This is a genomic window from Nocardia sp. NPDC047654 (assembly GCF_043205035.1).
GTDB lineage: Bacteria > Actinomycetota > Actinomycetes > Mycobacteriales > Mycobacteriaceae > Nocardia.
Window position 1 is genome coordinate 16,379 of the sequence record NZ_JBIDDF010000025.1, and the last position, 20,143, is coordinate 36,521.

At 65.2% G+C, this 20,143-nt stretch carries 17 protein-coding genes and 1 pseudogene; 6 read left to right on the forward strand and 12 right to left on the reverse strand.

What is annotated here, in order from left to right; all coding sequences use genetic code 11:
• Positions 1-3 precede the first annotated feature (3 nt).
• From ACGF7Y_RS34395 to ACGF7Y_RS34430, 8 genes and pseudogenes are all read right to left on the reverse strand, one after another.
• Positions 4-1,029: an IS110 family transposase gene (locus tag ACGF7Y_RS34395; protein WP_393241592.1), complete on the reverse strand. Its 1,026-nt coding sequence runs from the start codon at positions 1,027-1,029 to the stop codon at positions 4-6.
• Positions 1,030-1,294: 265 nt separating this feature from the next.
• A pseudogene (locus tag ACGF7Y_RS34400) lies at positions 1,295-1,573 on the reverse strand (transposase); the annotation flags it as partial.
• Positions 1,574-1,802: 229 nt separating this feature from the next.
• Positions 1,803-2,096 carry a hypothetical protein gene (locus ACGF7Y_RS34405; RefSeq protein WP_393241484.1) on the reverse strand — a complete coding sequence of 98 codons (294 nt, stop codon included), beginning with the start codon at positions 2,094-2,096 and terminating at the stop codon, positions 1,803-1,805.
• Between the two features lie 467 nt (positions 2,097-2,563).
• Positions 2,564-2,995, reverse strand: a complete 432-nt coding sequence (locus ACGF7Y_RS34410; protein ID WP_393241487.1) for a hypothetical protein — start codon at positions 2,993-2,995, stop codon at positions 2,564-2,566.
• A gap of 41 nt (positions 2,996-3,036) precedes the next feature.
• Positions 3,037-3,369: a hypothetical protein gene (locus tag ACGF7Y_RS34415; protein WP_393241489.1), complete on the reverse strand. Its 333-nt coding sequence runs from the start codon at positions 3,367-3,369 to the stop codon at positions 3,037-3,039.
• Between the two features lie 174 nt (positions 3,370-3,543).
• Positions 3,544-4,170, reverse strand: coding sequence for a hypothetical protein (locus ACGF7Y_RS34420; protein WP_393241492.1), 627 nt, complete (start codon positions 4,168-4,170; stop codon positions 3,544-3,546).
• Positions 4,170-5,195, reverse strand: coding sequence for a hypothetical protein (locus tag ACGF7Y_RS34425; protein WP_393241494.1), 1,026 nt, complete (start codon positions 5,193-5,195; stop codon positions 4,170-4,172). Before ACGF7Y_RS34425 ends, ACGF7Y_RS34420 begins: the two co-directional genes overlap by 1 nt.
• Before the next feature lie 302 nt (positions 5,196-5,497).
• Entirely contained in the window at positions 5,498-6,238 is a 741-nt protein-coding gene (locus ACGF7Y_RS34430; RefSeq protein ID WP_393241497.1) for an ABC transporter ATP-binding protein, read from the reverse strand.
• A 636-nt stretch (positions 6,239-6,874) separates the two neighbouring features.
• Here ACGF7Y_RS34430 and ACGF7Y_RS34435 point away from each other — a divergent pair.
• The 3 genes from ACGF7Y_RS34435 to ACGF7Y_RS34445 all read left to right on the forward strand — a co-directional run bounded on the left by ACGF7Y_RS34435 (position 6,875) and on the right by ACGF7Y_RS34445 (position 9,807).
• The gene (locus ACGF7Y_RS34435) at positions 6,875-7,171 is read left to right on the forward strand and encodes a hypothetical protein (RefSeq protein ID WP_393241499.1); all 297 of its coding nucleotides are present in this window, start codon (positions 6,875-6,877) and stop codon (positions 7,169-7,171) included.
• A 138-nt stretch (positions 7,172-7,309) separates the two neighbouring features.
• Positions 7,310-8,452 carry a hypothetical protein gene (locus ACGF7Y_RS34440; protein WP_393241502.1) on the forward strand — a complete coding sequence of 381 codons (1,143 nt, stop codon included), beginning with the start codon at positions 7,310-7,312 and terminating at the stop codon, positions 8,450-8,452.
• Positions 8,453-8,721: 269 nt separating this feature from the next.
• Positions 8,722-9,807: a fatty acid desaturase family protein gene (locus ACGF7Y_RS34445; protein ID WP_393241505.1), complete on the forward strand. Its 1,086-nt coding sequence runs from the start codon at positions 8,722-8,724 to the stop codon at positions 9,805-9,807.
• A gap of 356 nt (positions 9,808-10,163) precedes the next feature.
• Here ACGF7Y_RS34445 and ACGF7Y_RS34450 read toward each other — a convergent pair whose 3' ends face one another.
• A complete protein-coding gene (locus ACGF7Y_RS34450; protein WP_393241508.1) occupies positions 10,164-11,387 on the reverse strand; it encodes an FAD-dependent monooxygenase in 1,224 nt (407 codons plus the stop codon).
• 466 nt (positions 11,388-11,853) lie between these two features.
• Between ACGF7Y_RS34450 and ACGF7Y_RS34455 the strand changes: the two genes are divergently transcribed.
• Together ACGF7Y_RS34455 and ACGF7Y_RS34460 are read left to right on the forward strand one after the other, a co-directional pair.
• The gene (locus tag ACGF7Y_RS34455; RefSeq protein ID WP_393241511.1) at positions 11,854-12,219 is read left to right on the forward strand and encodes a hypothetical protein; all 366 of its coding nucleotides are present in this window, start codon (positions 11,854-11,856) and stop codon (positions 12,217-12,219) included.
• A 31-nt stretch (positions 12,220-12,250) separates the two neighbouring features.
• Positions 12,251-12,925, forward strand: coding sequence for an RNA polymerase sigma factor (locus tag ACGF7Y_RS34460; protein WP_393241514.1), 675 nt, complete (start codon positions 12,251-12,253; stop codon positions 12,923-12,925).
• Positions 12,926-12,928: 3 nt separating this feature from the next.
• On the opposite strand, the gene ACGF7Y_RS34465 is transcribed toward ACGF7Y_RS34460, so the two are convergent.
• Together ACGF7Y_RS34465 and ACGF7Y_RS34470 are read right to left on the reverse strand one after the other, a co-directional pair.
• Positions 12,929-17,152, reverse strand: coding sequence for a trypsin-like peptidase domain-containing protein (locus tag ACGF7Y_RS34465; RefSeq protein WP_393241517.1), 4,224 nt, complete (start codon positions 17,150-17,152; stop codon positions 12,929-12,931).
• A gap of 98 nt (positions 17,153-17,250) precedes the next feature.
• Entirely contained in the window at positions 17,251-18,063 is an 813-nt protein-coding gene (locus tag ACGF7Y_RS34470) for a helix-turn-helix domain-containing protein (RefSeq protein WP_393241519.1), read from the reverse strand.
• Positions 18,064-18,165: 102 nt separating this feature from the next.
• Here ACGF7Y_RS34470 and ACGF7Y_RS34475 point away from each other — a divergent pair, with 102 nt between their 5' ends.
• Entirely contained in the window at positions 18,166-19,101 is a 936-nt protein-coding gene (locus ACGF7Y_RS34475; protein ID WP_393241522.1) for an alpha/beta fold hydrolase, read from the forward strand.
• A gap of 48 nt (positions 19,102-19,149) precedes the next feature.
• Here the strand turns inward: ACGF7Y_RS34475 and ACGF7Y_RS34480 are convergent, their stop codons facing one another.
• Positions 19,150-20,064, reverse strand: coding sequence for a D-alanyl-D-alanine carboxypeptidase family protein (locus ACGF7Y_RS34480; protein WP_393241525.1), 915 nt, complete (start codon positions 20,062-20,064; stop codon positions 19,150-19,152).
• Positions 20,065-20,143 lie beyond the last annotated feature (79 nt).

A 20,143-nucleotide genomic window follows, 5' to 3' on the forward strand; every position in this document is an offset into this window, starting at 1 on the left:
ATGTCAAGCCGCTTGCAGCGCAGCCAATTCTGTGACCGAGGCGGCCTGCTGGGCTGCGGCTCGTTCGTCGCTGACCAAGGATCGGAAGACGACGTCGGACAGGCGCCGGCGCAGCAGTCGCATGGCCTCGACGCGGGTCTTTCCCCGGCCGACGAGCTTGTCGACGTAGTCCTTGCCCGGCCCGTGGCCACGAGTCTGGGTAAGCGCGATCATGTGCAGGGCGCAGTTGATCCAGCGGTTGCCGCCACGATTGAGTCGCACTTTGCCTGAGGTGGCGCCCGACCATACTGGGATCGGAGCGGTCCCAGTGAATCGCGCGTACGCATCCTTGCTCCGAAACCGTTGCGCTCCAGCAGTTTCTCCGACAATCACCGCGGCCGACAGCACACCGCAGCCAGGAACGGCGAGCAGGCTCGGCGCCAGAGCCCGGACCCGGTCACGCAGTTGACGCTCCAGATCGTTGACCTGCTGGGTCAGCTCCCGGCAGCGGGCGGTCATCGCCCGCGCGAGCTCGGCGACCAGACCGTCGAATCCGGTCAGTCGTTGCGCGAGATCGTCGATGACGCAGTAGCGGCGCAGCCCTCGGGAGGGGATCTCCAGACCAGGGTCGAGTTCGTGCAGGTGCCAGCGCAGGCGATTGATCAGTTCGGTGCGCTCGGTGACCAGAACGTGGCGATAGTCCGACAACAGCTTCACCTCGCGCGCCGGGCCGTCCAGGCGCGCGGTCGGCAGGTCCGGTTCGCGCAATGCGGCATGCGCGACGGCCAGGGCGTCGATCGGGTCGGACTTGCCCTTCTCTCGGCCTCCGCGGCGGGCCGCAGCCATCAGATGTGTCGGCACCCGAACTACTTCGAGTCCCGCACCAAGAAGATCGCGTTCAAACCGGCGAGTGACGTGGCGGCAGTCCTCCAGCGCGAACTTCGTGTCGGGCCATTGCCTGGCCCACTCCACCGCCTTCAGATGGTCTTCGCTGGTCGTTCCGATCGTCTTGACCGCCAGTCTGCGGCCAACCGCGTCGACAGCCACCATGGTATGGCTGCGCTTATGCGCATCAACACCAATCACTACCAGGCTCAAAGAATTTCGTCCTCTCCACGGTGCATCCAGGCTGACGAGCCGAGTGAGGACGGGCACGCGTCAATCGGGCAGGTCGCGCGCTCCTATCAGGCCACGAACCCCACCGGCCGGGCCCAGCGGGGCCGCACATCGTGACAAGCCACCGGCATCCAAACGCCGGGGCAGCGAAAAAACGAGCGAACCCCGCTGGGTCCCAACAGCATTACATTGACGCGAAGAAAATTGTCGCCGATTTCAGGATGTCGTTGACCTCACGCAGCCGCTTGTTCTCCGCCCGCAACCGGCGCAACTCGTCGCGTTCGTCGCTGGTCACACCCGGCACCTGGCCCGCGTCGATCTCTTCCTGCATCACCCAGCGCCGCACCGATTCCCGGGACACGCCGAGGGACTCGGCGACCTGGACATGCACGGCACGCTCGGTCGAGTACTCCGAGCGGTGCTCCCGCACAAGCCTGACGGCCTGGCTCCGAAGCACTGGGTCGATCTTTTTGGGCATGGCCCATATCCTTCCTGCTACCCCATAACGGGGCGGCAGAAAAGCGGGGGCGGATCAGGTCTCCTGCGGCGCGATACGGGGCAGCTGACCCAAACACGAATCGCTGCCACCAAATAAGTCGACGGCTCACAAACGTATTTAATGCCGGACGGTCTCGCTAACTGGCGACGGACAATACCAACCGAACCGGGAACCGCCTAGAGAATGTCGCCGACGTAGGCGCTGATGGTTAGAGTGTGAGATCGGCGCTGGGCACGACGAATCGGACACGATCTGTATTCACTGCTGCCCACCTGAGATCTACCACCGCATTGTCGCCATCGATTGGTTCTACGAGATCCACCTCAATTTCCACTGCCGCCGGATAGGTTGAGTCAGGCCCAAGGTCTTCGGTTCCATCGAAGATCGGCAACTTGTCGATCAGGCTGTGTACGACGCCCTCGGCGTCAGTCAGTTGGACCTCGATGATTCCTGGCTGGTCGTCGGCAACCCAACGAACAGCCATCCCTTTTACACTTGCCATGCCGCTATTCTGCCAGCTAGTCGCCGACAAGTCACTGTCAAAGGGCGTTGCCGAGATCAGTATTCCGCCGGATTCTCCTGCAGCAGATACCTAGGTGAGGTCGCCCCGTCGGTTGAACGAGTCCCGGGCGCGTTCGGAGCCTTAGGAGAAATCACCGTTCGATCTCAGTTGACGAGGCACTGCGGTTTCAGGCCCTCCTCCTCCAGCGCGCTGCACGTCATGTTTTCCTTTGTGCGTAGACCGCGCTCGTCGAGGCGAAGGAGAACGGCTTCGACTAGCGAAATACATTGCTGTTATCGGCCATTGCTTGCGCCGGTCGAATCTCTCGAAGGCAACGCCGTCAAAAGGCACACCGCTTCCTCTTGGTAGTTCACATCGCCAGCGGCCACGTCGCCCCGATCACTAGGGCGGGCGCTTCCAGCAGCGCCCACCCTAGTGGTCAGTTATCTGTTGACCAGATAGCGCCTCTACTTCACTCGTTGTGCGAGTTTCAACTCGACGCGTGCTAGCGCAGCGCGGTAGTCATCCAGTGGCATCGGCTGCGCCGGAACCATCTCGAAATGCTGCCTGTCTTTTCCACGCTGGATGATCTGTAGCGTCGAAGGATAGCTCATCACAGCGTAAGCACCTCCGAAGCGCTCGACTGCCGATGGGTCGGTGTGCAGAGAAATGCCGTGGGTGGTCTGTACCAGACCATCTCGGATACGGTACTCGTTCGGCTTGGGCTCCATGTTGTTTCCGCCCCGGTAGAACCCGCCTGGCCCTTCCGGGTACCATCCCTCGACCTGGACGAAGTGCGGCCCTTCTGTCGTCGGGTCCGCGCTGGCTGGACTGCCGACCAGGCCCGCTATGACAATGGATACAAAGAGCAGCGCAATCGCTGAAAGAAGTTTCCGCATCGTGAAGTCGCATATTCCTGAAATTTGGCGTGCTGGGGACGTCACTGGATCACTTCATATTTGAATGTACCGCGTGCGTTACCCAGCGAATTGCAGCTCAGCGTCACTCGGCGATCATCTTTCCTGGGGATGTCAAATATTTCCGAGGGATCTGGCTGCCACGCGCAATCGATAGAAACCCTGACTCGATAACTTCTTTCAGCGCTGAGATTCCAGCAGCGCACTTCGATATCCTTATCATTCTTCCGATCCGACCGACAATCCAGCGGTGTCGGGGCAGGCTGCGCCACTGCCGGGGGGGCCGTTACGATCACGCCCCCGACCGTCAATGTGACAATGCCGCAGAGAATCGCGATATAATTTCCGACCTTCATGAATGCTCCGCTTCGCGTCTGACGTTTACGCAGAAGGTCCCCCATAAGCAGCGAACTCCCCCCGTAAACCCTCCCAGGTTGAACACCTCTTCCGAGGTCGACCGAGTCGACACTATCCTGCTTTACATGTTGCTGTCAATGAAAAGAGTTGGAGCGCAACACGATTCACAGCGCCTAGCGGGAACGCAATCGTCGCCAGGACCCGCCGTGGACTTGTGGATACTGGGCGAGCCAGACACTCGTACCGAGGGCCGAACCCAGCAGAGACACTACGGCCAGAGCGAAAGGCGTTGAAAATCCACGCATGTCGGTCCATGTGCCAGACGTAAAAGTCCACCACCACGGCAGAGTCTGAATCGACCACGACACAATCAATGAGATCCCCAGCGCCATCATTCTGGGCAGATGCACACATGCTAGGAGTGCGATTCCGAAGAAGAGCGCCGTATCGAATCCGGCGCGGATTACACCACCGAACGGAACACCGGACAAACGCATTGCCCCGATGACCGGTACTGCGAGGGCAACGGCTATCAATACGAATTGTGCACGTTCGATAAAGAAGCGCCTGCCGAGTAGTGCATGCTCGTGCACATCGCCGAGACGCGAGCCGGTCGCGACCACCAGTGCCCCCGTTAGTAAGATCGGCGCAAGCCGGGCCGGGCTGATCCCGACACCTTGTTCCAGTCCGTACAGCCGCGGTATCTGCTGTTTCGCCAGCGCTACGAGCGGAAAGCACACCACGAAGAATGGCACAGCTTCCAACCACGTTCGCATACGGAGGTACTGGCTGGTCGGCATCAGTGATACCCAATGCTGTCGAGCAAAGCCCGTGCCGAAGCGGCATCGCATTCACTAACGGTGCGATATGCCTGCGACATAGAAAAGAATTGCTTATCCGGCGGCCAGCTGAGGACATGCTCGGCGGCGAGGTATTCTTCCGTAGGGCTGCCGTCGGCATGCCTCGATACCAGCCGGTCTGCACCCAGTGGGAAGTTGCCGAGCCATCCCATGTATATCTGAGTGAGAGCCAAGTAGTCTCCTCGAATCTCAACATCGCCCGCGCACTGTTTCGGTCGATCCGAGCCGATACATGAAGCGCTCTCGGCAGGCACACGTCCCAGTATGTTTACGACGCCATCCTTCATATTGCGGAAGGGGCAAATCTTTGCCGCCGCGCCGGGCATCGCGCCGGATACGCTCAGCCGCGCCGGAATCGGGTAACCCGTATTCCGCATAGCGTCGGCTAGCTTCGGCAACGCGGGCCCTAGCGCCGCCAGTCGCTGGGCGTCCTCGTTCCAGGAACAGACTTGCAGTTCCGATCCGACACAGATGGGCTCGGTTGCCGCGGCGCGCGGTTCCAGCCAGGAATTCCCACCTGTGGCGATCGAAGCCGCGATCGGGATCACGACTGCACCGGCAAGCGCCGCACCGGTGGTCGTCCATGAAACCCTCCGGGGTATCGCGGCAGCCACGATCAATACGGCTACGAGGAGGGTCGTGATGATTCCAACAATCGTCACCATCGGAGTCGGGGACAACTCTACGGCGTAGGACGGCAAGGACGGCAGTTGGCGTCCGGCGAGCAGGGGGAAACCGATGTGACCATCATTGGCCATGACCGATCCCACCGACAATAGAAGCGTTGTCGCCGCGGCGGTGAAAATCGCAGCAGCAGCACGCAGGACGCTGCCGATCCCCCACCCGACGGTGACGCAAAATAGAAGCCACACCATACAATCAACGACAACAGAAAATTTTGGCGTGCCTGCGCCGTACATGCTGAACCGATAGGCGATGAGTACCGCGTAGTCCACCGCGAACATGGCGATTACGACCAGATACAGCCTAACCAGGTCTCGGACAGAGATCTGCCAGCCAGCGCGTACCGAAGCCTGCATTCGAAGGCGTACCGGCCATCGTTGCGCGACCCACGCAGAAATCGCGGCTACACCCACCCCTACAAGTAGGGTTCTGGACGCAGCTGACACATCCACGCCGGGCCAATACCCGCTGAATTGTTCTTTCGGGTCCGAGACCTGCATGTAGGTCAGTGAAAGCCCGAAAAGAACTATCATGGCCGACTTGGGAATCGGTCGACCACCGCGGAGGTAAGCCACAAGTCTTCTCACGCGGGTATCGCTCCCGCGTCTTCATCGTCCGAAGCCAGTTCCACGTATGCCTGCGAGATCGAATCATACTTGGCCTTCAGCGCCGCGGGCGTGTCGTTCGCGACCAGTGATCCGCCGCTCAAAATACCTATCCGATCGGATGATTCGGCGTCCTCCGAGAGGTGGGTCGCGAGCAATACGGTGACACCCTCGCGGCCCAGGTCGTTGATCATCGTGTTCAGCGAGCGTCGATGCTTCGGGTCCAGCCCCGCGGTTGGTTCGTCGAGAACAAGTATGGATGGCGCGTGCACTATCCCTGCGGCGATGAGCGCACGGCGTTGCATGCCCCCCGAGAGTGCCTTGATCCGGTCTTTGCGGCGTGCGGCCAGACCCACCCGCTCCAGTGCTTGCCCAGCCGCGGCCGCCGACGCTCGGCTGGACATGCCACGCAACCAACCACAATAGGAAACGAAATCGTGTACTCGCATGGCCCGGTCCACATCGAGAGCCTGTGGTACCCAGCCGATGCGGCGTCGGATGGCCATCAGATCGCTGCGGGCGGACCAAAAAAGTTTGTCGGATGAGATGCTGCCTGCCGTCATTGCGAGTCGGGTGGCAACCAGGGCAAGCAAGGTCGACTTGCCTGCCCCGTTGGGACCAAGCAGCGTTGTCACACCAGGATTCAACTCCCAAGTCACGCCGCGTAACACGGAGCGAGTCCCGTAAGAGAAACTCACATCACTGATCAACAAGCTCATGGCTTCAGGCACCCCCCACTAGAACCCCAACGATGTGCTGACGACAGGGTAGCCGAACGCCTTCCGCATACGCCAGGCGACTCTACAACTCCAGCCATAGTTTGTGGCCGGGCTCGTCTACCAGGGAATAGCACGGCCACCTGTGATCATCCAGGGTTGTGGGTGCTCTGTTCGACGCGGCGAAGGTCACCGACGCGTTGCTGGGCCGAGCCCTCAACTGGCGCTACCGGCTTGCCGAGTTGGGACATGTCGACCTGGCAACCGCGCAATCTATCCGAACTCAATACAAAGGGCTGCAACTCGATCTCGCTGAAGCTGTCGATCGTCGTGCTCGCCGACAAGTAGGACCGACTGCATCTACACCTTGCGTTCTCCGCACAATGGGACCATTGACACCCGGTTTCCGCTCGTCCCGGATCCTGCCCGCAGACACGTAGCAACCTGGACACCCGGTCACACGGCATAACTCCAGCGGATGACCAGGCGCTTTCCAGTTGCCCATGTTCTGTGTGCCCCGCCGAGGGCACCATAATGTTGCAGGTCAGGACATCTTTGGTCGCACGTTCGACCCTGCTTACATTGCTCTCTTGAACTCCGACGATCAGTTCTGACGCCGTGGAGATGAGTAGGGATCGGGTGGCTTCAGACATCGTCGTACAGGACCTCAACCATGCCGAGATACACCGCTTCGGTGACGATGCGGACGAAACCCTGTTCAGGCTGTGCGCCGCGCAGCCCGACACCAGTTTGGTACGAGGCATCTACCGGTACGGCGACACCATGTTCAACCGGTACCAGCTCGGCTTGATCTTGGATCAGATCGAGGGGATCGAGGTACGGACCGATGCCGAGCGGCGGGCTGTCGACCTACTGAGGCAGGCGGCGTCGATCGCGCTCCGAGCCAACGGATATCTTCTGTTCGTCGGCGACTGACGGGTAGGAGTGGTCCGATCTCGGGCGCATGCAGCGTGGGCGACGGATCGCTGCCCGCTGAACCGGGATCGAGGCGAGGGATGTGCGCCGGTACCGTACCGTTGCACGATCTGTGGGCGGCTGCGGGAGGGGAGGCGAATGTCGAAAGAGCTCGGCGGGAAGCGGTTCCGGCCGCCGGAGGACGCGCAGAAGCTGAGCAGGCAGTCGATTGCCGAGGCGAAGGCGGCGTTCGCCGAGCTCGATAAACGTGCGGGGCGTGACCACGGTCGCTACCACGAGGAGGAGTTGGTTCCGCCTGGTGCGGGCGCGCTGGCGGTGATGCCACGCCGGGTATACGGCGACCGCTCTGTCGACCAGTGGCCAGGTAGTGCGGACCAACAGGCGGCGCTGCGGAATCGCGCCGAATCGGAGCGCCACCTCCAGCACCGGATTCGAATCGCGTTGCAGTGGGCCGATATACCCGCCGCGATCCGCGCCGGATACGGCGAGGCCGGTGTGTTGGAACTCGCTCGGCGGAACGCATCTTCCGCCGGAGATCTCGATGACCTCGCCGGCCACCTCAATGCGGCCGGACTTCCGGCACGGCCCGGCACGGTTTGGGACCGACGCGCTGTGAGCGAGGCCATCAGGCTGGTGTGGCCGCAGGAACTGGCCAGCGTGTGGCCGCACAGAGATTTGGGTACGTATCCGGGCTATCTGGGGCCGTTACGCGACAAGCCGGGTTTCATCACCCAGTTCTCGGTGACCGCACCATATCGCGGCCAGTTCCGGTGCAGGCGTTGCGGCGCGCGGTGGCCTGCCGGGTGGCCGGATGCCGGGGACGGCTTCAGGGAGATGAAGTGCCCGGATTGCCTGGCCCCCAGCGGGGGTACAGGCACCCGCGACACCGAACACAGCATTGTCGACTTGCATTGGATAATGGACCGATTCGCGCCCCGCCCGGTGGGACCGTGTTCCACGTGCGGCGCTGCGCGTGAGCTGATACCGCGCGGCTATAGCGGCCCGGAACGGGTGCTGTACTGGACTTGCCCGCACGGCGACGCTCTCGGCCGCGATGAGCATTTCATGACGTCACTCGAACGCGCGGAATGGGAATCGACGGCCGCCCACTACGCGTACTGGCTGGCCGTCGACATGCTCCGGATGGCGTACTACAGCGGTGAGGTCACAGACCTTCCGTTCGGCGCCACCTACGTCGCCCGCGACGGTAGCGGTGAACGGTGGGTCTACCGTCCGGGCGGCTGGGAGCAGCAGGACAGCGACAGCACCACGGGTCGATAAACGTCACGATCGCTCGATCGGCGGCATGCACGATCGTCTGATCCGGCGGCCCGGATGTGTTGGCCGATTACCGGTCAGCCGCCTCGGTCCTCGGTAGACCTCGAATATCACACCGCAGACCGATTCCAAGTCATACCAGAGGGTTACAAGTAACGAGAATCCGGCCGATAGCTTCGAGGTATCGAAATCGGCGCCCCACTCCGAGACGACCGGTCGACATCGTCGACGCACGGAGGTGGCGTCTGGCGACTCAACTCTCAGGAAGATCTATGACGACATCTGCCTTGGTCCCCGAGTCATCTCCACGGTCACCGCGGCGTGGCGCCGACGGTGACTACGCCCGTCTGTTGCGCCGGATCTCCGAGGCGGGGCTGATGGACCGGCGACCCGTCTACTACGCCGTCCGGCTCAGCCTCGTCGGGGTCGCGTTCGCAGCGGGCTGGGCGGCGTTCGTCCTCATCGGCGACTCGTGGTGGACGCTGTTGGTCGCGGGGTTCATGGCCGTGACGTTCGCTCAGATCGCCCTCGTCATGCACGATGTCGCGCACCGCCAAGTCTTCCGGCTACGGCGGCGCACGGAGCTCGTGGGACGATTCGTCGGCAACGCCGGCATCGGCCTGGGCTACGGCTGGTGGCAGGACAAGCACACGCGGCATCACGCCAACCCGAACCACGAGGAACTCGACCCCGATGTCGCGCCCGACATCCTGGTCTGGTCACAACAGCAAGCACGGTCCAGCCGCGGTCTGCCTCGTCTCATCGGGAGGGCGCAGGCGTTCCTCTTCTTCCCGTTCCTGTTGCTGGAGGGTCTGAACCTCCATGTGGCGGGTGTCCGTGCGCTCAGAAATCGATCGATCAAACATCGTGGATCGGAGGGTGCGCTGCTGTTCGTCCACTTCGCCACCTACCTGACCGCGCTGTTCGCGGTTCTGCCCGCCGACAAGGCCTTCGCGTTCCTCGCTGTCCACCAGGGCCTCTTCGGCCTGTACATGGGCTGCATCTTCGCCCCGAACCACAAGGGCATGCCGACCCTGACCGGCGACGACCGCCCCGACTACCTCCGCCGCCAGGTGCTGACCTCCCGCAACGTGCGAGGTGGCGCGTTGACCGACCTCGCCCTCGGCGGGCTCAACTATCAGATCGAGCACCATTTGTTCCCGAGCATGCCGACACCGAACCTGCGTCACGCCCAGGTGATCGTGCGCGACTACTGCACCGAAATCGGCGTGCCCTACCACGAAACCGGGCTGATCTCCTCTTACCGCGAGGCGCTCAGACACTTGCACCACGTCGGCGCACCCCTGCGCACTCCCGATCGACACCCGGATACCGGAGTGCCACAACGCAATCGTTGAACAAAAGCTGGGCAGCACAACGCCCCGGACACGCCGTGGCCGTTGACGGCTGCTGCGACAGCCACACCCCGCGCTGGACAGCGTCGAGTTGCCCATACCTACAAGGGCTTGGACGAGACGATCTCCTCGATACCGCAAGCATGCAGCCACGACCACGAGGAGCTGCTTGCCTGCGTCGAAGTCGGGCCGGCCGGTTCGACAGCTCTCGGACTGCGGCGTGTGCGGACACCGTAGTCTGACGAAAGTCGCACGGCCCGTCGATCTTCCGATGGCCCGACCAGTGCAGATCCGCACGGTATGGGTGCGGGCTCAGGCGGTCGACCGAAGCGTCGCCCTCTCGACAGGTAATGTGACACCTACGGCCTGGCCGACGAGGTGATCGGCGGTCCGGCCGGGGCCCCGGAGTCCGGCACCCCTGCGTAGTCGGGCAGCTCGACGCCGTTGATCGCCCGCTCGATCAGCTCGGTGAACCATTCGCCGGCGAAATCGGGGCTCGGCTCGGCGTCCTGCCCGGGGGCGGCGAGGCTGCGCGCGTGCAACCGGCCGATCTCCTGGTTGGCCTCGACGAACGAGCGCATCCGCCGCTCGTATCCGGCGAACCCTGCCTCCGGATCCCACCCGGCGGCGGCCAGCTCTCCGGCCAGCAGGTAGGCGCCGACCAGGGCCAGCCCGGTGCCCTGCCCGGACATCGGCGACGCGCTGAACGCCGCGTCCCCGAGCAGCCCCACCCGTCCGCTCGACCAGCGATCCATCACCACCTGGGCGACCTGGTCGAGGTAGAAGTCCGGGGTGTCGTCCAGATGCGCGAGAATGCGCGGAGTCAACCAACCCATCCCGGCCATCCGCTCGCGCAGCAGGCGCTTCTGGGCCGCGATGTCGCGGTAGTCGACGTCGAAGTCTCCCGAGTGGAAGGAGAACATGGCCATCGCCCGGGTGGCGTCCTGGATGGGCCGCAGGCCGGCCGAGCGACCGGACTCCTGGTAGTCGATCAGCCAGCGGTCCAGCCCGAACTCGTTGGGCACGCTGTAGAAGGCCAGCACGAGCCCGAGATGGCGGACGAACCGCTCGCGCGGCCCGAAGACCATCGCTCGCAGCGCCGAGTGCAGCCCGTCCGCCCCGACCACCAGGTCGAAGCGCCGCCGGTCACCGCCCGCGAAGACCACGTCGACCCCGTCCGCGTCCTGAGTGAGTTCGGCGATCCGGTCGCCGAAGACGTACTCGACACCGTCGCGGGTGTCGTCGTAGAGCACCCGGGACAGGTCACCGCGCAGGATCTCGATCTCCGCGATGTACCCGTCGCCGCCGTCGTCGGCGGCGCGGAAGGTTTCCAGCACGTTCCCGTCCACGTCCACGGTGTGTGCGCCGGCGGTCTCGGTGCAGGCCGCGCGCACCGCCGCGTCCAAACCCATCCGCCGGATGACCTCCTTGGTCACCCCACGCGCGTCCACCGCCTGCCCGCCGGGACGCAGTTCGGGGGCCCGCTCCACCACGGTCACCTCGGCCCCCCGCCGGCGCAGCCAGTGGGCCAGCGCGGGCCCCGCGATGCTCGCCCCCGCCACCAACACCCTGGCGCCGCTCACCGCGCCACCTGCTCACCCGTCCGGATCATTTGCCGCTGCGCAGGGTCGTCGACGCTCATCATTGCCTCCGTGTGTTTCTGCCCGCGCTCGACGGTCCCGGCGCAGGCTCACCGCTGTCGGTGTATCCAGAGGTATCGACGGAGGATCGACGCGGAATTCATCGGTGCAGCCGAGATCGCGTCCACGCTCCTGCGAACACCCTCGACTCGGCCTGAGGGAGTCTGGTCATCGTGGCGCCGCGCGGCCGCCGCAAGCAGCTTCGGGTCCGGACCCAACGTTTCGTGACCCACGGCGGTTGATCCCTACGAACACCCAGTTCGATAGGGAGGAATCCGCCATGATGCAGAGCCCCACCGCCGCTGACGACTTTGCCCATTCACACCCGGCGCCGCCCAGCGGCGGGACCGCCATCACGGCCGGGGTGCTCGCCTGCCTCGGCGGTGCGCACCGGCTGCTGAGCGTTCTTGTGCTCATCGTCGGGATAGTGATGTTGAGCGACCTCGACTCGGAGGGCGAGACCAATGCGCCGCGGTTGCTTTTCGCGGTGTCGATCCCGGTCTTCTTGCTCGCCGGTTCGCTGTTGCTTGCCGGCGGCATCCAGATGTTTCGCAAGCGTGCCTCGGCCCGTCGGCTGATCGTCATCGGCTGTGCGGTCGACATCGCCTATTGCGTCATCGAGGCAATGGTCGTGCTTGCCGTTGCCGGAGCCTCCGATGAGTACGGTGTGATCGGCAGCCCGCTGTTCGCCGTGCTCGTAACCGTGTTCCCGATCGCCACGATCTTCCTGACCTCGGCGACATCGACCACGCGATGGCTCGAGTATCGGGCATAGGATACCGAGAGACCGTAGGGAGCCAGACCACATGAGCGCGCCACTCGATCCCGCCCAGGCCCGTGATATTTCCCTCGCCGCCCTGCTGCGTGTGGTGTTGCACGAATGCGCTCAGGCTCCACTCACGCTGCTCACCGCCGATACCGAACCGGCCGTCATCCGGATCGCCCGCGGTGGTGAGCAGCGGGAGCAGGCATTCGCCGAAATGCTGGTGGAGGCATACGAGTCGGCGAGCGAGATGCTGCTGGCCCGCATCACCAAATCGACGCGCAGCCGCGCCGACGCCGACGATATAGTGCAGACCGCGTTCATGCGGGTGTACGCGCGCTGGCCGGACCACATCACCGACGTCGAAGGGCTCCGGAAGTACCTGTGGACCACGGCGGAAAACCTGGCGAAGGATGCCATGGTCCGGGCCGCGAAGGATCGCGAACGGCTGGATTCCGATGGGCACGAACGCCTCTCGACACTCGCCGACCAGGCCGGGCTGCCGTTCGACGACATGATCGCCCTGCGGGACATGCTGATCCGGCTCTTGGACGCACTGCCGCCGAGGGAACGCCAGGCGGTCATCATCTACACCTTCGAGGGAAACACCTACAAAGAGACCGCTCGGGTCATGGGCCTGGCGGAGGGCACCGTCAAGGGATACGTCCACGACGGGCTGTTGCGGGTCCGAAAATGCCTCGAAGAGCAGGTCGCTTGATCATCAGATCCCGCGGCAGGGTGGGGTGTTGTCGGCGCCCACCGGTAGCTCGTCCCGTTCGGCCCGGGTGTACTCGCGGTCACTGATCGCGCAGAGCCGTCCCAGTACGTCATCGCGGTCGAGATTGATCGAGTACCGTCCGACACCTCCGCTGCCGGAGTACCTGCCGGGATTCAGCGCGTACAGGGCATCTCCGGAGAGATCCCCGTACCGCTGGTCCGAGATCTTCACATCGAAGAGCTTTGCGCTGCGATCGAAGTCCCAGATCTCCAGTGTCCCGAGGTGATCGACCACCAGCAGACCATCGTCGGTCATGCCGACCCCATCGCCCGACGGAAATGGTTGTGCAGAAGGAGATTCCACACCGCTGTCGAAGTTCTCCACGGTGTCTTCCCCGGACTCGTACCTGATGTATATCTGTGGAGCGGCAGGGCTGACGAAGGCATCCCGCCTCTTGCCGCGATCGATCGGGTTGACGGGTACCGAGCGGAGTACTCGTCCGTCATCAAGGGCGCGGACGGTATCGCCGTCGATGTTCTCGGTGAAGTACTGGTCGTTGCGCGTCGGGACGAGGGCCGCCTGCGCGCCGGCCCGTACCATCCACACCAGTTCGTCGATATCGCGCCAAGTCCGCACGGTGTGGCCGAGCTGTTTCCCATCGCTGATCCGCCACCGGGTGACCGAGCCCGCATGGAAGAAGGCCAACTCGTCGTCGCCGGGCTGCATGATGGATGTCGGTCGCCGCAGTCCAGGTCCGAGTTCGGGCGGGACGGGCAACGAAATACGTTGCTCGACAGCGAGTCCGGGCAACGAGAAGATGGTGAAGCCACCCGCCGCACCGGCCATGACGAAGTGCTTCCCGTCGGCAGTGATCCGGTAGGCGGATTCGGGCGGAATCGACCCGGGCACGGCAAGGGTCACCGTGATACGCGCGACTTCCCGCATGGCGGGCGTTACTTCGACGACGCGCACCATTGCGTTCGCATCTTCTGGGCCGCATGCGATTTCCACGACGAACGAGCCGTCGGGACTCCACTGGACAATCCGCTGTTCGGTGGCCGGTCCGGCGAACACGTTCATGTCCGAGATCGCCACGGCGGGCGCGAAGCGGAGCAGGCCACTCGGCGTGAACTGGGCCAGCCGCGGGCCGTCGTCGGCTGGGGCGACCAGTACCGTGGCCGACATATCCCGAGGGCTGGCTGTTTGGACGACGAAGGCCCGGCCGGTTCGCAGGTCGATGAGGTGAGTCTGGCCGAGCGTATCGCCGGCGAGGATGCTCGTGGACCACGCGTACCGTCCACTGCTATCGACGGCCCACTTGCAGTCCTCTGTCGTCGACCCCGAGCCGCGCGGCGCCCGCAGACGTTCGGCACCCGTCAGCGCGTCCGAGACGACCAGTTGGTCGTCGGAACATCCGGCGATCAGACCGGTCGAGGTGATCCTACCGGCCGGCAATTCCCGAATCTGCTGTCCAGTCCTGGCGTCGCGCACGACGTTGCGCGTGGTCCCGATTTTCGACTCGCGCATCGCGATCATGGTGCCGGTCGGGTCGACGTAGTCCGGAAACTGGGCGAAATCTCCCAGTGGAGGCGGAGAAGAAGCCAGAACGGGACCGCCACTCGCCATGTCGTACACCTCCAGCAGGTCGGTGTGCTGGGCCTGCTGCGGCTCCGCCCGCTGGACCTGCGCTCGGTTGAGTCGCACCGCGAGCCAGCGCCCGGTCTGATCCCAGCCGGTCGACACGCCATTGGGCAGCAGCGGTGCGGGCTCCGGCGGACGGACCACCGCAGGGCCGGTGTGGTTTCGGACATCCCAGACGGCGACCGCACCATCGTCGGTCACCACGGCGAGCGCGGCGCCGTTGCGGCTCAGGTTCAGCGAGGCGACCTTCCCGGCGGTCGGTGCAAGTCGCCACGGTATCGGCTCATCGCCGAGCAGACCGGCCCAGACCGTGACGTCGCGGCCCTCGGCGACCGCGACCTCGGACCCGTCGCCACTCGCCGCCCCGAATGTCGCATCGCGCCACAGGTCGGTCCGGTAATCCGTGACGGACGACAACCGCACCTGCTGATACAGCAGTGCCGTCCGCACCGTCTCGTCGTCCGGCGCATACCGCGCCGCGGCCTGCGCGAATTGCAGCGCCTTGTCCAGGTCGGAGTGGGCCACCCGCATGGATTCCGCCGCGAGGCTGCGCCCCGCCTGCAATCGCAACTGCGCCGCGCGAGCCGCACTGCTCCGGTAGGCGAGCACCGCCATCGACGTGGCCACGACCACCAGAACGGTGAGCGCCGCGGCCACCAGCCGCAGGCGCCGCACCTCTCGCCCGCGCAGCCGGCGGCTGGCCGCGATGAACTCCTGATGTGCTTGCGGCACGTCGGCTCTCCGAGCCTCGAGCTGGTCCTTCGCGGTCTCGAGAGCGGTACCGCGCAGCAACGCGTCGTGTTCGCGGCCGCGCCGTTCCCAGTTGTCCAGGTCCCGCGCGAGATGTTGCTGCCAGGCGCGGAAGTCGCGGTCGGACTGCAGCAGGTCGTGCAGCCGTTCCCAGTTGTCGATGAGCGCTTGGTGTGCGAGCTCGACGGTATCCGCGCCGTTCCTGTCGCGGCCGACGACCACCAGGCGGTCGAGCGCCAGTCGCCCGGCCACTCCGCGGAGTTCGGGGTACTCCGGCATGGGCAGCACCGCTCGGAGGAATCCGGCGCCGCTCGAGGTCGGCACCGCGAGCAGCTTCAGAAGCCGTTCCGCGTCGGCCCGCTCGGCGGGATCGGTGAACCGCGCCATGACCTGCTCGGCCCGCCGGGCAATGGAAACCTCCACGCTGCCGACCTTTTCGTAATCGGCGAGGGTGATCCGGCCGCCGGTATGCCGATCCCACAGATCCGACAGCACCGACGCCAGCAACGGCAAACCGCCGGGCTGGTCGAAAACACCGTCGATCAGCCGCTGCACCACCGCATCGTCCAGCGTCACTCCAGCACGCGCGGCGGGACGGCTGATCACGTCGCGCAGTTGGGCACGGCCCAGCGGGGCGACCGCAACCGTGGTGCTGCTGAGGAACTCGGCGAGCTCGGCGTCGAGTAGGTCGTCCAGCGCGTCCCAGCGCAACGTCAGCACGATCGCCAGGCGTCCCTCGGTGTCGGCGCGGGTGAGCTCGAGCAACGCCTGCGATAGCGCACGGGCCTGCCGCGGGGCCGCCACTGCCAGATCTTCGAACTGGTCGACGAACAACACCGTGCCCTGCGGCGGAAGCTGTCGCAGCAGTGCGGCCGCGTCAGCGGCATCGGGCGCGGGCGCGGCCTGCTCGATCAACCAGGTCGACAGTGGCTCGTCCACGGCGATGCCGGAGCCGATCGCGCGCACGCCGGTTTCCGTCGTGGCGTCGCCGCTGAGCCGGAATGCGGCGACCTGCCACCCCTGCTGCCGCAATCGCGGTATCACCCCGGCTCGGATCAACGAGGACTTCCCGGTACCGGAACGTCCGACCACCGCGGCGAAACCGCTCTGCCGCAGCGTCTCCCGCACCCGGGCGATATCGTCGTCCCGCCCGTAGAAGAACTCCGCGTGCTCCTCGTCGAACGGCGCCATACCGCGATACGGACTCGACAGCAGCGCCGGATTCAGCCGCAGCACCTCATCGATGGGAAGCATGAACGCGGTACGGGTGTAGCGGCGGCGGTCGGCGGCGACCGCCATTCCGGTCACGGCGTGCGCCTCGGTGTCCCAAACGGCGGCGCCGCTGAACCCCTCGGTGATGGGCTGTCCACCGGTCGCCGCCTGCAGCTGCACCCAGCCCTGGCTCTGCGGGGCTCGAAACTCGCCGGACACCCAGACACCGCCGGGCATCTCGGCCGGAAATCCGAACATCCGGAACTCTCCACCCCAGGGCTGGCCCGCAGGCCAGAATGGCAGCGGCGCAATGGCGTCCGGTGCGGACTCGAGCAGCTCCAGGATGGCGATATCGCCGCGGCCGTCTTCGCGGATGGCGGACCAGTGCCGGATCCGGGCGAGCATCGGAATTGCGGCGTCCGACGACGGAAAGTCCACGGCCACAGGCTCTTCGGGCACCTCGCCGTCCGTCGCTTCCCGATTCAGCGCGGCCGACACGACGTGCGCGCAGGTCGCAATCAGAGTGGGTCGCACCAGAAATCCCGCGCCGACCACGTCGCCGGTGGGCGTCAGAATCCGCGCTGAGGCCCAGCCGAGCCGACCGGTCTCCGCAATCCCTTGCACGCGTCGAAGCCTCCCGGGGAAGTTCGGCCGGCGTAGCAAAACCGCCGATAATGTGAAGAAATCGTCGCCGAGTACGGGCAGTCGAATGTCGGGCCGGGCTAGGTCACTGTGGTCGACGGCCAGGCTCGGTCGTCGATGGTGAGCCAGGGTTCGGTGGCTGCGGAGGTGGGGGCTGTGCCGGTGAATTCGCGGATGTCGCGGTGGAGGTGGGATTGGTCGGCGTAGCCGGCGTCGGCTGCTACTCGGGAGGGAGGGTGTCCCTGGACGAGGCGGTGGACGGCGTGGTCGAAGCGGACCAGTTTGGCGGCCCGCTTGGGGGTCAGGCCGATTCGGGTGCCGAAGCGGGACCACAGTCGTTGACGGCTCCAGCCCAGCTCGGCGGCGAGGTGCTCGACGCGGAGACGGCCGCGGCTGAGCTTGATCTGTCGCCATGCCCAGGCGACCTCCGGGTCGACGCGATGGTCGTGCCGCGACCGCGCGGACAGCGCGGTGTCGATCAGGGCGAATCGGTCGGGCCAGTCCGGTGTCTCGTGCAGGCGCTCGCGCAGCCACCCCGCCTCGCGCCCCCAGAGGTCGTCCAGAGCGATGATGGTTCCACCCAGCTCCGCGGGAGGTAGGCCGAGGATGGCCTGGGCGACAACCGGTTCCAGGCGAATCTGGACGCATTCGACGGCATGGACGCGGACCGGAAGCGCGGTGCGGGCGAGGCCGAGGGTCAGACTGCCCGAATGGCTGCGGCCCGTCGCGTCGCGGACGTCGAAGCTGCACTCGCCGAACTCGACGATCACCGTGACCGCCGGATGCGGAATGACACGCACCTGCTCCGGGCCGTCCCCGTGGACATGGAATCCGGCCATGTCGACGCCGCGCAGGGCGGGTGGCCGCGCCGGCCGCGCGATGTCCCAAGGCACACGTCGATTGTATGAGCGGCCGCGGACGCCGACATTTCTTCAATACGCGACCCGCTGTCGTGCCCGAACGTGGTGACGTCCCAACCAATCGAAGGAGGAGCCGTGGACGAAATCACCACCACCGCCGCGGGACGGAATCGGTGGCAGCACATCGGGCTGCTGATCGTCACCGCCCTGGTCGCCGCGCTCACCGGCAACATGACCGGGACGGCGAACGCCGAGACCGACGATTCGCACGAGCACATGGTGCACCTGCCGGGCGGAGACATCCACGTCGTCGCCGACGGAACACCCGGTGCTCGCGCGTTGGTGCTGCTGCACGGCCTGGGCGCCTCGACCGCCTACTGGGATCCGGTGCTGCCCACCCTGTGGGACCAGTACGTCGTGCGCATCGATCTCCTCGGCCACGGCAAGTCCGATAAACCCGACAGCGGCTACAGCACGTCCGAACAGGCGAGCCGAGTCGGGGCCGTGCTCGACCGGCTGGGCGTGCGCCGGGCGATCGTCGTCGGGCATTCCTCCGGGGGCTACGTGGCCACCTCGCTGGCCGAACAGCGCCACGAGCTGGTGTCGGCGATCATGCTGATCGACTCCGGACCCCGCCTGGACGCCGTCACCGACAACGGTCCGGTCGGCAACCTCCTGTTCGTTCCGGCGATCGGGCGGCCGCTGTGGCCGCTGCTGCCGGACGTCGTCCTCCGGCAAGCCATGAGCTCCGCGTTCACCCGGGACGTGCAGATCCCCGACCAGTTCGTCGCCGACCTGCGCGGCATGACCTACCGCAGTCTCACAGCGACCTCGGCCGCGTCGGATGACTACCTGCGGGAACGCACCGAAACGGACCGGCTCATCGACCTCGGCGTGCCGGCCATGGTGCTCTACGGCTCGCAGGACAAACGTTGGCAACCGGACTCTTTCGAGGACTACCGCCGCGTCCCCGGCATTCGGATCGAGAGCCTCGACTGTGGCCACACGCCCATGGTCGAAGATCCCGGCAGCACCGGCGCGCTCATCAGTGACTTCGCAGGTCAGCACTGAATTCTCGGAAGCCGATGGCGGCCACCCGCCAGAACCGCGCACTCGACGCTATCCGATCGGCAGCGCGCTCAGTATCGGGCCGTAGGCCCAGTTCAACATGCGCGCGGCGTCGTCCTTCGCGGCGACGTCGCTGTCGGGTGAGCTGTGCAGGACCACACCGATCAGCGGTATCCCCGCCCTGACGGTCTCGAACAGCAGGCAGGTTCCCGCAGCGTCGGTCCATCCGGTCTTGATGCCGATAGCGCCGGGATAGTCGCGCAGCAGCCGATTCGTGGTCTGCCACAAGTGATCGCGGTTGCCCGGCCCGGCGGGCACGTGATAGCTGTGTGCCCCGGCGATCTCACGGAACACCGGCAGGCTCATCGCGCGCAGACCGAGGGCAACCAGGTCTGCCGGTGTCGAGTAGGTGGAGTGGTCGGTGGGGGCGGGCAGCCCGCTGGGGTCGGTGAAATATGTTCCTGCCAGGCCCATGTGACGAGCGGTGTGGTTCATTTCGGCGATGAAGCCGTCTTGACCGGGACCGTAGGCCTCGGCCAGGGCATAGGCGGCGTCACAGCCGGACGGCAGCATCATCGCGTAGAGGAGCTGTCGCGCGGTGAGCACCTCGCCGGGGACCAGGCCCGCGTCGCTTCCGTCGTACTCGGTGCAGTAGGCGATGACTTCTCGCGGCACGGTAATGGCCCGATCGAGGTCGCCGGCGTTGATCACGACCAGTGCCGTCATCACCTTCGTGATGCTGGCTATCGGAACCGAGATGTTCGGCTGCCGCGACCACAGCATCGTGCCGGTGATTCCGTCCGCCAGCGCTGCTCCCGACGCCCGCACCGCGTCCAGCTCAGACGTCGGCCACGGCAACTGGATATGGGCGTCGCTCACAGCGGGGGCTGCCACGATGCCTTGGCCCACTATCACGACCAGCACCCCGACAACGACAGCCTGCAACAATTTGGCAAATGTCCGCATCGCCACATTCTGCCGCGTAAGCCCCTCAATCAGCCGTATTTCATCGACCGATTCACATATCTCAAAGTTCAGCATCCAA